This is a genomic window from Aquabacterium sp. (assembly GCF_030652515.1).
Classification (GTDB): domain Bacteria; phylum Pseudomonadota; class Gammaproteobacteria; order Burkholderiales; family Burkholderiaceae_C; genus Aquabacterium.
Map to the genome: position 1 here is coordinate 45,737 of NZ_JAUSAR010000137.1, position 13,555 is coordinate 59,291.

At 59.4% G+C, this 13,555-nt stretch carries 14 protein-coding genes; 9 read left to right on the forward strand and 5 right to left on the reverse strand.

Going from position 1 to position 13,555, the window contains the following annotated elements:
• Nucleotides 1–2: 2 nt before the first annotated feature.
• From Q7V20_RS16170 to recX, 7 genes are all read left to right on the forward strand, one after another.
• Nucleotides 3–629, forward strand: a complete 627-nt coding sequence (locus Q7V20_RS16170; RefSeq protein WP_304793517.1) for an SPOR domain-containing protein — start codon at nucleotides 3–5, stop codon at nucleotides 627–629.
• A gap of 9 nt (nucleotides 630–638) precedes the next feature.
• On the forward strand, nucleotides 639–1,118 hold the full coding sequence (locus Q7V20_RS16175; RefSeq protein ID WP_304793366.1) for a CvpA family protein: 480 nt from the start codon (nucleotides 639–641) through the stop codon (nucleotides 1,116–1,118).
• Between the two features lie 32 nt (nucleotides 1,119–1,150).
• On the forward strand, nucleotides 1,151–2,677 hold the full coding sequence (purF, locus tag Q7V20_RS16180; protein WP_304793369.1) for an amidophosphoribosyltransferase: 1,527 nt from the start codon (nucleotides 1,151–1,153) through the stop codon (nucleotides 2,675–2,677).
• A gap of 171 nt (nucleotides 2,678–2,848) precedes the next feature.
• Nucleotides 2,849–4,015, forward strand: coding sequence for an O-succinylhomoserine sulfhydrylase (locus tag Q7V20_RS16185; RefSeq protein ID WP_304793372.1), 1,167 nt, complete (start codon nucleotides 2,849–2,851; stop codon nucleotides 4,013–4,015).
• Between the two features lie 2 nt (nucleotides 4,016–4,017).
• Nucleotides 4,018–4,569, forward strand: coding sequence for a CinA family protein (locus tag Q7V20_RS16190; RefSeq protein ID WP_304793375.1), 552 nt, complete (start codon nucleotides 4,018–4,020; stop codon nucleotides 4,567–4,569).
• Nucleotides 4,570–4,653: 84 nt separating this feature from the next.
• Nucleotides 4,654–5,733, forward strand: coding sequence for a recombinase RecA (gene recA / locus Q7V20_RS16195; RefSeq protein ID WP_304793378.1), 1,080 nt, complete (start codon nucleotides 4,654–4,656; stop codon nucleotides 5,731–5,733).
• A 22-nt stretch (nucleotides 5,734–5,755) separates the two neighbouring features.
• Entirely contained in the window at nucleotides 5,756–6,181 is a 426-nt protein-coding gene (gene recX / locus Q7V20_RS16200) for a recombination regulator RecX (RefSeq protein ID WP_304793381.1), read from the forward strand.
• Between the two features lie 122 nt (nucleotides 6,182–6,303).
• Here the strand turns inward: recX and Q7V20_RS16205 are convergent, their stop codons facing one another.
• Both Q7V20_RS16205 and Q7V20_RS16210 read right to left on the reverse strand, forming a co-directional pair.
• Entirely contained in the window at nucleotides 6,304–6,627 is a 324-nt protein-coding gene (locus Q7V20_RS16205) for a hypothetical protein (RefSeq protein ID WP_304793384.1), read from the reverse strand.
• Nucleotides 6,624–7,025: a hypothetical protein gene (locus Q7V20_RS16210; RefSeq protein WP_304793386.1), complete on the reverse strand. Its 402-nt coding sequence runs from the start codon at nucleotides 7,023–7,025 to the stop codon at nucleotides 6,624–6,626. Before Q7V20_RS16210 ends, Q7V20_RS16205 begins: the two co-directional genes overlap by 4 nt.
• 520 nt (nucleotides 7,026–7,545) lie before the next feature.
• Between Q7V20_RS16210 and alaS the strand changes: the two genes are divergently transcribed.
• On the forward strand, nucleotides 7,546–10,167 hold the full coding sequence (gene alaS / locus Q7V20_RS16215; protein WP_304793389.1) for an alanine--tRNA ligase: 2,622 nt from the start codon (nucleotides 7,546–7,548) through the stop codon (nucleotides 10,165–10,167).
• Between the two features lie 157 nt (nucleotides 10,168–10,324).
• A complete protein-coding gene (locus Q7V20_RS16220) occupies nucleotides 10,325–10,771 on the forward strand; it encodes a response regulator (protein WP_304793392.1) in 447 nt (148 codons plus the stop codon).
• A gap of 12 nt (nucleotides 10,772–10,783) precedes the next feature.
• On the opposite strand, the gene Q7V20_RS16225 is transcribed toward Q7V20_RS16220, so the two are convergent.
• From Q7V20_RS16225 to Q7V20_RS16235, 3 genes are all read right to left on the reverse strand, one after another.
• The gene (locus tag Q7V20_RS16225) at nucleotides 10,784–12,160 is read right to left on the reverse strand and encodes a phosphomannomutase/phosphoglucomutase (RefSeq protein ID WP_304793395.1); all 1,377 of its coding nucleotides are present in this window, start codon (nucleotides 12,158–12,160) and stop codon (nucleotides 10,784–10,786) included.
• A gap of 83 nt (nucleotides 12,161–12,243) precedes the next feature.
• A complete protein-coding gene (gene waaF / locus Q7V20_RS16230; RefSeq protein ID WP_304793398.1) occupies nucleotides 12,244–13,176 on the reverse strand; it encodes a lipopolysaccharide heptosyltransferase II in 933 nt (310 codons plus the stop codon).
• A 31-nt stretch (nucleotides 13,177–13,207) separates the two neighbouring features.
• Nucleotides 13,208–13,396, reverse strand: a complete 189-nt coding sequence (locus Q7V20_RS16235) for a zinc-finger domain-containing protein (protein WP_304793401.1) — start codon at nucleotides 13,394–13,396, stop codon at nucleotides 13,208–13,210.
• Nucleotides 13,397–13,555: the final 159 nt, after the last annotated feature.

The window sequence follows — 13,555 nt, forward strand, 5'->3', positions numbered from 1 at the left end:
CAATGGCAAAACAGACAGCAGAAGAAGAATTCAATTTGCGGCGCTTGACCAGACGCCGTTTGATCGGCGCGATCGCGCTGGTGCTGGTGGTAGTGATCCTGCTGCCCATCGTATTCGACAGTGAGCCGCCGGCTGCTGGCAACGGCATCGAGCTGCGCATCCCGAACAAGGACAACGCGGGCGATTTCCAGCCCAAGATCGACTTGCCGGAACTGGACAAGATGGCTTCGGAAGTCGCGGCAGCGTCCTCTGCGGCAAGTGTGCCGGCCGTTGTAGCCGAATCTGCAGTTGCAGTTGTGCCCACACCGGTCGTTGCGCCTGTTCCGGCAGTGAGCCAGCCCAAGCCGGAAGCCAAGCCTGTCGCCAAGCCACAGCCCAAGCCTGTAGTGAAGCCGCAGGTTGTGCCCAAGACTGGTTGGGCGGTGCAGGTCGGTGCGTTCGCCAATGCGGATACCGCTCGCAACCTGCAAGCCAAATTGAGCAAGCAGGGCTATCACGCTTATACCGAAAAAGCGGGCAACGTCGTGCGCGTGCGCGTGGGCGGCTATCCAACGCGCGAAGCGGCAGAGAAGATAGAGAGCAAGCTGGAAGCGCAAGGAATGCAAGCCAACGTGGTCACTCTTGACTAAGGTTCGCGCGTGACGTCGTTTGATTACGCGGTCATTGCAATCGTCTTGCTGTCGGCGTTGGTGGGTTGGTGGCGCGGTTTCATGTACGAGTTGTTTTCGCTGATCGGCTGGCTTGCGGCGTATATCGTGGCGCGCACATATTCGGAGCAAATGGTGCCGTATGTGCCATTGGCGGTCGGGGCGGAAAACCTTCGTTCGGCAGCGGCGTTCGCGGTCTTGTTTATCGCAACGCTGATCGTGGGCGCGGTGTTCGCCTGGTTCCTGGCGCGGTTGGCGAAGTTCGCCGGACTGGGCGGGGTGGATGGCAAGTTCGGCGCGATATTCGGCATGTTGCGCGGCGGTCTGATGGTGATCGCGCTGGTGTGGCTGGGCGGGCTGACCGATTTGCCGCAGTTGCCGTTCTGGCGCAATGCGCTGTCGAGCAAGCCGTTGCAGCAGGCGGCCTTGTACGCCAAGGATTATTTGCCGGAAGAAACGGCCCTGAAGTAAACGAATCATTTTTCGAAAAGCAGAAACAAACTATGTGTGGGATTCTAGGAGTCGTAGCGCAAAGTCCCGTCAACCAGTTGCTGTATGACGGTTTGCAGGTGTTGCAGCATCGCGGGCAGGATGCGGCGGGTATCGCCACGCTGGATCGCAATACTTTCCATTTGCACAAGGGCAACGGCCTGGCGCACGACGTGTTCCGCACCCGCAACATGCGCGCGCTGACCGGCAACGCAGGTATCGCCCATGTGCGCTATCCGACCGCCGGCTCCGCCGTCGACCACAACGAAGCGCAGCCGTTCTATGTGAATTCGCCGTTCGGTCTGGTGCTCGGCCACAACGGCAACCTCACCAACACCTCGCAGCTGCAAAAAGAACTGTTCCTCGAAGACATGCGCCACGTGAACACCAATTCCGATTCGGAAGTGTTGCTCAACGTGCTCGCGCACGAACTGCAAGCCAATGCCACCAACTTCCGTCTCGACACCAAGGCCATCTTCGCCGCAGTGAGCGCGGTGCATCGCCGCTGCAAGGGCGCGTACGCCGTGGTGGCGATGATCTCGGGTTATGGCCTGCTGGCGTTCCGCGACACCCACGGCATCCGTCCGCTGGTGGTGGGCAGCAACCAGACCGACAAAGGTGTGGAATATCTGGTGGCCTCCGAAAGCGTGGCGCTGGATACGCTGGGCTTTAAGTATCTGCGCGACATCGCGCCGGGCGAAGCGGTGTACATCGACCTCGACGGCAATTTCCACAACCAGCAATGCGCCGAGCAACCCGAGCTCAATCCCTGCATTTTTGAATATGTATATTTTGCGCGCCCCGATTCGGTGATCGACGGTATTTCGGTTTACGAGACGCGCCTGAAAATGGGCGAATACCTGGCCGACAAACTCATGCGCGTATGGCCGGATCAGGATATCGACGTGGTAATCCCCATTCCCGACTCCAGCCGCCCCAGCGCGCTGCAGTTGGCCAACCGGCTGGGCATCCCGTTCCGCGAAGGCTTCGTCAAGAACCGCTACATCGGCCGTACTTTCATCATGCCCGGACAGGCCATGCGCAAGAAATCAGTGCGCCAGAAGCTCAACGCCATCAGCGTCGAATTCAAGGGCAAGAACGTGCTGCTGGTGGACGATTCCATCGTGCGCGGCACTACCAGCCGCGAGATCGTGCAGATGGCGCGCGATGCCGGTGCGCGCAAAGTGTATTTCGCCTCCGCCGCGCCTCCCGTCAAATTCCCCAATGTGTACGGCATCGACATGCCCAGCCGTAAGGAGTTGATCGCCACCGGACGCACGGATGAAGAGATCTGCCGCGAGATTAGTGCCGACCGCATCATCTATCAGGATCTTGCCGACCTGAAGGCTGCGGTGCAGGAATGCAATCCCAAGATCAAGCAATTCGACTGTTCCTGTTTTGATGGCGAGTACATCACGGGCGATATCACCGCCGAGTACCTGGATCGCGTGGAAGCGTCACGCGCGGGCGGCAAAGCGAACAAGACGCTGGAAGAAGACCAACTGGAGCTCGATCTGGTGATGAGTGCTTCCTCCATGTAGATTGACACTGCTGCTGGGCGGGTGTTACTTTCCGTCTGCGCCGATTTGAGGAACAGCTTGCGGGCGCTTTAACAATCCTGCTAAAGCGAGGGAAACCCGGTATAGCGCTAAGCTTTCCGGGTTTTTTATTGGCGGCACTGTCGGCGTGGACAGGCTGCAAGGACGATGAACATGACTGAATCATACCAACCCGAAACACTGGCCGTGCGTGCAGGCAATGTGCAAAGCCAGTTTCACGAGCACAGCGAGGCGCTGTTCCTCACTTCCAGCTTCACTTTCGACAATGCCGAGCAGGCGGCCAAGCGCTTCATCGGCGAAGAGCCGGGCAATATCTATGCGCGCTTCACCAATCCCACCGTCACCATGTTCGAAGACCGCCTGGCTGCGCTTGAAGGCGCCGAGCAATGCGTGGCAACGTCTAGCGGCATGTCAGCCATTCTGTCGGCCTGCATGGGTCTGCTCAAGGCGGGCGACCATGTGATTGCATCGCAGAGTCTGTTCGGTTCGACGGTGAACCTGTTCAATACCGTGATGAAAAAGTTCGGCGTGGAGACGACTTTTGTTTCCGCCACCGACGTGTCGGCATGGAAGGCGGCAGTGCGCCCGAACACCAAACTGTTCTTTCTGGAGACGCCGTCCAATCCGCTCACCGAAATCTCCGACATCGCGGCCATTTCAGCGGTGGCGAAAGGCTGCGGTGCCTTGCTGGCGGTGGACAACTGCTTCTGCACGCCCATCCTGCAGCGCCCGTTCGATTTCGGCGCAGATATCGTGATCCATTCCGCCACCAAATACATCGACGGCCAGGGCCGCGTGCTGGGCGGTGCGGTGCTGGGCAGCAAGAAATTGATGGAGCCAGTGTACGGCTTTCTGCGCACCACAGGACCTACCATGAGCGCGTTCAACGCTTGGGTATTCTTGAAAGGTCTGGAGACGCTTAAGCTGCGCATGGACGCACACAGCGCCAATGCGTTGCAACTGGCGCAATGGCTGGAGAAACAACCCAACGTGGCGCGCGTGTTCTATCCCGGCCTGCCGTCGCATCCGCAGCATGCGCTGGCGATGAAACAGCAGAAGACCGGCGGCGGCATTGTGGCGTTCGAGGTCAAGGGCGGCAAGGCCGCAGCCTGGAAGGTGATCGACAGTACCAAGCTGCTGTCCATCACCGCCAATCTGGGCGACACCAAGACCACCATCACTCATCCGGCAACCACCACCCATGCGCGCATTTCGCCCGAGGCACGGGCAGCGGCTGGCATCGGCGAGGGGCTGATCCGCATCGCCGTGGGGCTGGAGGCGATAGTAGATATCCAAAACGATTTGGCTAGGGGGTTATGAAAATGAAGAGGGCAAAAAGAGCGCCACGTCCGGTTGTGGCTGCGGCAGCAGTTGTGCAGGATACCGGGCGGCTGCTGGCGCAGCAGGTCGGCGATGCGCTCAAGGGACACGGCATGACGCTGGTGACGGCGGAATCCTGCACCGGCGGCGGCATCGCGCAGGCGATCACCATGATCTCCGGCAGCTCGGCGTGGTTCGACCGCGGTTTTGTGACCTATTCCAACACCGCCAAGGAAGAAATGCTGGGAGTTGCGCCGCACACATTGGAGGAGCACGGCGCGGTGAGCGAACAGACCGTGCGCGAGATGGCGGACGGCGCGCTGCAATATAGCCGTGCGCAGGTGGCGTTATCGGTGAGCGGTGTCGCCGGACCCACCGGCGGCACGCCGGAGAAGCCGGTCGGCATGGTCTGGTTCGCCTGGGCGAGCAACGATAACGTGCAGGCGGTTTGCCATCAGCTCTCCGGGGATCGCGATGCCATCCGTGCAAAATCGGTGCAGATTGCCCTGCAGGGCGTACTCAACCTGTTGAATGGCATTACAAAAACGGCATAGGCAACAAAGAGAACGAACGTTCTGTACAAGTCCGAATTGTTGTGCCACAATCCGCCCCATCGAATTTTTGAAAGGGGAACACAAATGGATGACAACAAGAGCAAGGCACTCGCGGCGGCACTGAGCCAGATCGAAAAACAGTTCGGCAAGGGCTCCATCATGCGCCTAGCCGAGGGCGAAGCAATCAAGGATGTCGAGGTTGTCTCCACCGGTTCGCTGGGTCTGGACATCGCATTGGGCGTCGGCGGTTTGCCGCGCGGCCGCGTGATCGAAATCTACGGCCCGGAATCTTCCGGCAAAACCACACTTACCCTGCAAGTCATCGCCGAGATGCAAAAACTCGGCGGCACCGCTGCCTTTATCGACGCGGAACACGCGCTTGATCCGCAGTACGCGCAAAAGCTGGGCGTCAGGGTGGAAGACCTGCTCATTTCGCAGCCGGACAACGGTGAGCAGGCGCTGGAAATCGTCGATATGCTGGTGCGCTCCGGCTCCGTCGATATCGTGGTGGTGGACTCAGTTGCCGCCCTTACCCCGAAGGCCGAAATCGAAGGCGAAATGGGCGACGCACAAATGGGCCTGCATGCGCGCCTGATGTCGCAAGCCCTGCGCAAGCTTACGGCCAACATCAACCGCTCCAACACCATGGTCATCTTCATCAACCAGATCCGCATGAAGATCGGCGTGATGTTCGGCAACCCCGAAACCACCACCGGCGGCAACGCGCTCAAGTTTTATGCCTCGGTGCGCATGGACATCCGCCGTACCGGCGCGATCAAAAAGGGCGACGAAGTCATCGGCAACGAAACCCGCGTCAAAGTGGTCAAGAACAAGGTTGCGCCCCCGTTCCGCGAAGCCAACTTCGATATTTTGTACGGGGAAGGCATCTCGCGCGAAGGCGAAATCGTCGAACTGGGCGTGCTGCACAAGCTGGTCGAAAAATCCGGTGCCTGGTATGCCTACAAGGGCGAAAAAATCGGCCAAGGCAAGGACAACGCGCGTGAATTCCTGAAGAGCCATCCGGACATCGCCGCCGAGATCGAAAACAGCATACGTGAAGCCGTCGGCGTGGCGAAACTGGAGGTCGCTGAAAAAGCAACGGCGAAAGGAAGCGAAAAATCCAGTGCCAAAGCAGGTTCGAAAGCCGTTGAGGAACAAGCCTGAATTAAGCCTGCGTGTCCGCGCCATGCGCTATCTGGCGCGGCGCGAACATAGCCGGGCCGAACTGCACAGCAAGCTGCTGCCGCATGTGCAGGAGGGCGAAGACCTCGATGCGGTGCTGGACGAACTGGAAAAACGCAACTGGCTGTCCGATGCACGTGCCACCACGCAATGGGTGGACGCCAAGCGCGGCCGCTTCGGCACCCAGCGCATCGCCCACGAGCTCCGTCAAAAAGGCATTCCCGAGAACCTGATTTCCGATGCCTTGCCGCAACTGAAAGAAACAGAACTGGAATCGGCAAGCCAAGTGTGGCAAAGGAAGTTCGGTATCCAGCCTCAGGACTCCAAAGAAAAAGCCAAACAAATACGCTTTCTGCAGTCGCGCGGGTTTTCCATGGATGTGATTTTCAAGTTGTTGCGCGCGGCGGAATCGGGCGACGATGGGCCATGAGTGCGCGTGGCTGAAACAACAATTTTTCGTGTGATGGTGTTTGCCTAGGATGTCGGGGGCGCGGCGTTCGGGAAAGGAATATGCTTTGCATGGCGCACGCCATTGCGCCTCATACTGACGAGCTATTCCGGTTCCGACGGAAGCGTGTCTATTTCACGGTAAGTATTCAGGGCTTGCTGTACATAGAGGGGAATGATTCCCGGATTTTTGGCTGGCTCCATATGCCGTGCGGGATGTGCTGAAACCTGGTTGCCCGCAGCTTTCAGGGTGTTCTGCGCGCGCGCGATAACAATATTGAGCAGATTTTTATCGCTCAAGTCTATCTTCAGTTGTTTTGCGAGTCGTGCCACCGCCTGTTGAGTGAGCGACAGGGCCAATGAGGCTGGTTCGTCTCCGGGCTGCGCCCCTGCATTGCCTTCATGCAGGTTGCGTGGGAGGTCGGTCATTTTTTCTCCGACTCATGCAATAGCAGCAGGGCCAGCAACAATGCTGCGATCGAATCATCGAACTTGTTCCAGCCCAGTAGATTCTGCAATGTGGCAATGGAAATTTTATCCGGGAAATTTGCGGTTATGGACGTACCGTTGACTGCGTCGGCTCCGGTCAGGAGGACCACGCTCGCAGGCTTTGCATTCGTGATGTCCGCAGCCAGCGCCGCCTTGGAAGCATCGGAAATGTTTACCGTGATGCCGGATGGCGATTGGGGAGCTGCAACTCCCGCCGATGGCGCTACGGCACCTGCGCCGGCCACACCGCCTATTGCTGCGCCGCCAGCCACGCCGCCAATGCCCGCCATGCCGCCTATCATGCCAGCGCCGCCAATACCGCCTACCATTCCATTCATGATATGGCTCCTTTCAGGGGTTGAATGTCTGTGCGGGTTTCCACGCCGCTATCCGGTACATCTCTCCGGACGGCGGCAAGACGATATTCGTTAAACGCTTGCCGGGTCTATGCGATCCCGGCAGATCGCCGCGCAACGCTATCGAGGGGTTGACGTCATCATCGCGAAACGGCCATTTTGGAGCAATACCGTCAACCCTTCATGTTGGCGTTCCCCGTTCGTGTAGAAGACGCTTGTATGTGAGTGATAAGGTGAGGAAAATTTGTAGTACTGCGCGTCAGGTGGATTATTGAGCAAGCGTGCAATAAACGTAGTGCATTGCACCGGATGTTATGTGGAAAATGGTGCAATGCCGTTTGCCCTTCGTCAGGTTCAGGAGAGCGTTATTGCACGCTACATAAGCAGCTTCCCGGGCGGCCAGTTCTGGTTGCTCTCCCCAAGCGGCTAAAATCCTCCCCATGGTATGATGCGCGCCTTGTCCAGCTTGGCTGGAATGTGACTATTGAGTTCAGGGTGCATCATGAAAAGCAGTGAAATCCGTCAGAAATTCCTCGATTATTTCGCCTCCAAAGGCCACACGATAGTCGCCTCCAGTTCGTTGGTGCCGCATGAAGACCCTACGCTGTTGTTCACCAACGCGGGCATGAACCAGTTCAAGGATGTTTTTCTCGGTTTCGACAAACGCCCCTATACCCGCGCCACGACCTCGCAGAAATGTGTGCGCGCCGGCGGCAAGCACAACGACCTGGAAAACGTAGGCTACACCGCGCGCCACCACACTTTCTTCGAGATGCTTGGCAACTTCAGCTTTGGCGACTACTTCAAGCGCGATGCGATCAAGTACGCCTGGGAACTGCTTACCGAAGTATTCAAGCTGCCCAAGGATAAGCTCTATGTCACCGTGTATGCCGAGGACGACGAGGCGTACGACATTTGGACCAAGGAAGTCGGCCTGTCGGCAGACCGCGTGATCCGTATCGGCGACAACAAGGGGGCGCGCTATGCATCCGACAACTTCTGGATGATGGGCGACACCGGCCCCTGCGGTCCCTGCACCGAAATTTTCTACGACCACGGCGCGCACATTCCCGGCGGTCTGCCCGGCACGCCCGAGGAAGACGGCGATCGTTACATCGAAATCTGGAACAACGTGTTCATGCAATTCAACCGCGACGAAGCGGGCGTGATGCATCCGTTGCCCAAGCCCTCGGTGGACACCGGCATGGGACTGGAGCGCATCTCGGCAGTGTTGCAGCATGTTCATGCTAACTACGAGATCGACCTGTTCCAGGCGTTGATCAAGGCGGCCGCGCGCGAGACCAAGCAAAGCAACCTCGACCAGCCGTCTTTGCGCGTGCTGGCCGACCACATCCGTGCCTGCTCCTTCCTGATCGCCGACGGCGTCATTCCGGGCAACGAAGGCCGCGGCTACGTGCTGCGCCGCATCATCCGCCGCGCGATCCGCCACGGGTACAAGCTGGGGGCGCGCGATGCGTTCTTCTACAAGATGGTGCCCGATCTGGTGGAGCAGATGGGTGTTGCGTATCCAGAGCTGGTCGCGGAACAAGCGCGCGTGAAGGGCATTCTCAAGCTGGAAGAAGAACGTTTCTTTGCGACAATCGAACACGGCATGGCGATCCTCGAAACCGAACTGGCCGAAATGGACAAGGCGGGCAATAAGGTATTCAACGGCGAGACCGCCTTCAAACTGCACGACACCTACGGTTTCCCGCTCGACTTGACCGCCGACATCTGCCGCGAGCGCGGTGTGAAGGTGGACGATGCTGCCTTCAATGCGGCCATGGCTCGGCAAAAGGAGCAGGCGCGTGCAGCGGGCAAGTTTAAAATGGCCGCGAACCTCGAATATTCCGGCCCGGCAACGACTTTTCACGGTTACGACACACTGGACCACAAAGGCAACGTCCTCGCCTTGTACAAGGACGGCGTTGAGGTGAACGAACTGGTCGAAGGCGACATGGGCGTGGTGGTGCTGGATGACACCCCGTTCTATGCCGAATCCGGCGGCCAGGTCGGCGACTGCGGCGAGTTGCGCAGCGTGCATGGCATATTCGCTGTGGAAGACACGCAGAAGATACAAGCTACCGTGTTCGGGCATCACGGTGTGGTGAAAACCGGCAAGCTGACGGTGGGCAACGGCGTCACGGCGAAAGTGGATGTCGCGGCACGCAGCCGCACTGTGCGCAATCACTCGGCCACGCACCTGATGCACAAGGCCTTGCGCGAGGTGCTGGGTACGCATGTGCAGCAGAAAGGTTCGCAAGTCGACCCCGACAAGACGCGCTTCGACTTCGTGCATACGCAACCGATGAGCGATGCCGAAATCCGCAAAGTGGAAGCGATTGTAAATGCCGAGATTCTGGCCAATGCGGAATGCCAGTCGCGCGTGATGGCGATTGACGATGCGCAGAAGACCGGCGCGATGATGTTGTTCGGCGAGAAATACGGCGATGTGGTGCGCGTACTGAATATTGGCTCGTCCATCGAGTTGTGCGGCGGTACGCACGTGAAGCGCACCGGCGACATCGGCCTGTTCAAGATCGTGGCCGAAAGCGGCGTCGCCGCAGGCGTGCGCCGCGTGGAAGCGGTGACGGGCGAAGGTGCGCTGGCACTGGTTCAGGCGCAGGAACAGCAGTTGCAGCAAGTCGCCGATGCCGTCAAGGCGCAACCGCAGGAGGCTGCCGCGCGCATTGCACAGATCATGGATAACGTGAAGTCGCTGGAAAAGGAATTGGCGGCTTTGAAGTCCAAACTCGCATCCTCGCAGGGCGACGAGCTGCTGGCGCAAGCGCAGGACATCAACGGCGTGAAAGTGCTGGCCGCCAAGCTGGATGGCGCGGATGCAGCAGTGTTGCGCGAGACCATGGATAAGCTGAAAGATAAACTGAAATCTGCCGTGATTCTGCTGGCGGCGGTGGGTGACGGCAAGGTGAGCCTGATCGCGGGCGTGACGGCGGACGCCACAGCCAAAGTCAAAGCGGGCGAACTGGTGAACTTCGTCGCGCAACAGGTCGGCGGCAAAGGCGGCGGACGCCCCGACATGGCGCAAGCCGGCGGCACCCAGCCGGAACACTTACCCGCAGCTTTGGCCTCCGTTGCAGCTTGGGCGAAGTCCAAACTCTAGATAAAATACCGGCCAATGCGCGGGGCGCGAGTGTCGCGTGCGGAACGGTATGGCATAAGAATAAGGTGTGGGCCGCGCGTAGCGGTTACACTACGACGATTCCCGATCATTTATGGGTTGGTTGGCAATGCTGAGACAAGAGAACGAGACAATACTGTTGGTCGAAGACGGTGAGGCCGAGGTGCTGCTGATACGGCAGGCGGTTGCGAGCTGCCCGGAAGAATTGCATCTGGCTGTGGCAAACGATGCGGGCGAGGCGCTGGAATGGCTGTCCGATACTGTGGAGCGCGGTTATTCGATGCCGCGCATGATTTTGCTCGATCTGAAACTTCCCAAGCTGGCCGGTCTGGCCGTCCTGCGCACCTTGCGCATGGAAGCGCGCATGCAGGATGTGCCCATCGTGGTCTACTCCGAACAGCATGAATCCCCGGATGTGGTGTTGAGCTACCAGTTGGGTGCCAACAGCTTCGTCAAAAAACCGGCCAACTTGGCCGAATTCACCCAACTCTTGCGTGAGCTGGCCGACCTCGGCTGGCTGAGCGGTCAGGGGCTGCAGAATTCCCGCCCGCGCGCGGCTGTCGACAGGCGCGCCACTCCCCGCTAAGGCTGGCGCGGTCTAGAACGGCAGCGATAAATCCGGTGCCGCCGACAACAAGATACGGCGGAAATCATTCTGGATGCGGCGCAGGGCCGCAGCGTCATCAGCCTCGAAGCGCAACACAATCACTGGCGTGGTATTGGAAGGACGCATCAGGCCGAAGCCGTCGGCATATTCCACACGCAGTCCGTCGATGGTGATGATGTCTTTGGCGTCGGTAAAGCGGGCTTCCTTTTGCAGGCGTGCGATCAGCGTATGGTTTACGCCTTCCGCCGTATGGATGTGCAACTCCGGCGTGCATACCGCATCCGGCAGGGCATTCAACGTGGCGCTCGCATCGGCAACCTTGCTCAATATCTCCAGCAGCCGCGCTCCGGCATAAAGTCCGTCGTCGAAACCGTACCAGCGTTCTTTGAAGAACACATGGCCGCTCATTTCGCCGGCCAGCAGGGCGCCGGTCTCGCGCATCTTTGCTTTCACCAGCGAATGTCCGGTCTTCCACAGCGTGGGCTTGCCGCCGTGTTCGCGTATCCACGGAAACAGGTTGCGCGTGGACTTCACGTCGAAAATGATTTCGGCACCCGCGTTGCGGCTCAGCACGTCGGCGGCGAACAGCATCAGTTGGCGATCCGGGAAGATGATCTTGCCGTCCTTGGTGACCACGCCCAGCCGGTCGCCGTCGCCGTCGAAAGCCAGGCCCAGTTCACAGTCGTTGGCTTTCAAAGCGGCAATCAGGTCGACCAGATTGTGCGGGTCGGACGGGTCGGGATGGTGGTTGGGGAAATTGCCGTCCACGTCGCAGAACATTTCCGTGACCGTGCAGCCGATGCCGCGATACAGCGTGGCGGCGAAATCTCCGGCCACGCCGTTGCCGCAATCCACGGTGATGTTGAGCGGGCGCGCCAACTTGATGTCGCCGATGATGCGCGCCAGGTATTCCGGCGCGATGTCGTATTGCGAGTAGCTGCCGTTGCCGTGCGCGAGGTCGTTGGTTTCGATGCGGGTGCGCAGCTTCTGGATGGTTTCGCCGGACAGGGTTTCGCCTGCCAGTACCATCTTCAGCCCGTTGTAATCGGGCGGGTTGTGGCTGCCGGTGATCATCACCGCGCAATCGGTCTTGAGCTGGAAAGCGGCGAAGTAGGTCATCGGCGTGGCGACCATGCCGACGTCGATCACGTTGATGCCGCTCTTCTGGATGCCGCGCGCCAGGGCTTTGGCGAACCCGGGGCCGGACAAGCGGCCGTCGCGGCCGATGGCGATGCCGGTCTGTTTGCGCGCGACCGCTTCGGAGCCGATGGCATGACCGATGGCTTCCACGATTTCATCTGTTAGCGACTTGCCGACGATGCCGCGTATGTCATACGCCTTGAAGATTTCTTTGGGAACGCTGGCCATGACTATTCTTTCTTTTGCAGGGTGATGTGTCGGGCGACTTCTTTCGGGGGAATCTTGATCATGCAGTTGAAATGGCCCAGCGGTCACTCGCGCTTGAAGCAGGGGCTGCACGGCAGGTCGAGTTTGAGCACCTGCGCCTGTGCCGACAGGGGCGGTGTGAACTGCGGGCTGCTGGAGCCGAAGATCGCCAGTAGCGGGCGGTCCAGCGCGGCGGCAATGTGCATCAGGCCGGAGTCGTTGCTGACCACCAGGTCGGCGCAGGAAATCAGCGCGACCGCTTCGGCAATGTCGGTTACGCCGCACAGGTTGCGGCAGGGTTCGTTGCCCAGCGCGATGATGGTGTCGGCAATATCCTTGTCCTTGGGCGAGCCGATCAGCCAGATTGCATAGCCGTGGGCGCGCAGATACTGGGCCAATTCGGCGTAATACTGGGGCGGCCAGCGCTTGGCCGGGCCGTATTCCGCGCCGGGGCAGAACACTGCAACGGGTTTGTCGCGGTACAGGCCGAATTTTTCCAGGGCCTGCTGGCGCTGCGCGTCGCTCACCTGCAGGTGCGGATTGGCCAGCGGACGCGGAATCTCGGCTTGCGGGGCTTCGGCAAGCTGGGCGAAGCGCTCCACCATCAGCGGCAGCGCTTTCTTGTTCAGTTTGCGCGCGTCGTTGAGCAGGCCGTAACGCATTTCGCCCACGAAACCGGTACGCACCGGGATGTCGGCAAAGAAGGGCACCAGCGCGGATTTCCACGAGTTGGGCAGCACGATGGCCTTGTCGTATTGTTTGTCACGCAATTGGGCGCCGAGCGAACGCCGGGCGGACCAGTTGAAATCACCGTGCGGAAAGGGGTTGACGATGACGTCGTGGACTTCCGGCATCAGCCGCAGCAGCTTCTCCGTCCAGGGCGGAGCCAGCACATCGAGACGCACACCCGTATGTCGTTGTTGCAGACGTTGCAGCATGGGCTGCATCAGCACGCAGTCGCCCACCCAGCTCGGTGCGATGATGAGGATGTTTTTCACTTGGTGTCGGGCGGAGGAAGAAAACTGCGCTTCAATGATGTCCCTTGGGCAATTCGCCCTTGAACTTGTACAGCGTGCCGCAATACGGGCAGCGCGCCTCGCCCAGCTTGTCCACCGGTATGGCAACGCGCGGGTGCGCACTCCACAGGCTGACTGCCGGGGTCGGGCAGTACAGGGGCAAGGCTTCTGCGGTGACTTCGACGTAACTATCGTTCGACATATTTTTCCCCCGGGTTTTACGGCCACCTCTAATATTCCAAATTTCGTCGCAATACTGCGTTGCTCTCAAAAAATTACTCCTTACATATCACACATATGCCGCGTCGTAATTTTTTGCTCGCGCCTTGTCTTGCTTAGAACTTTGAATTATTAGAGGCGG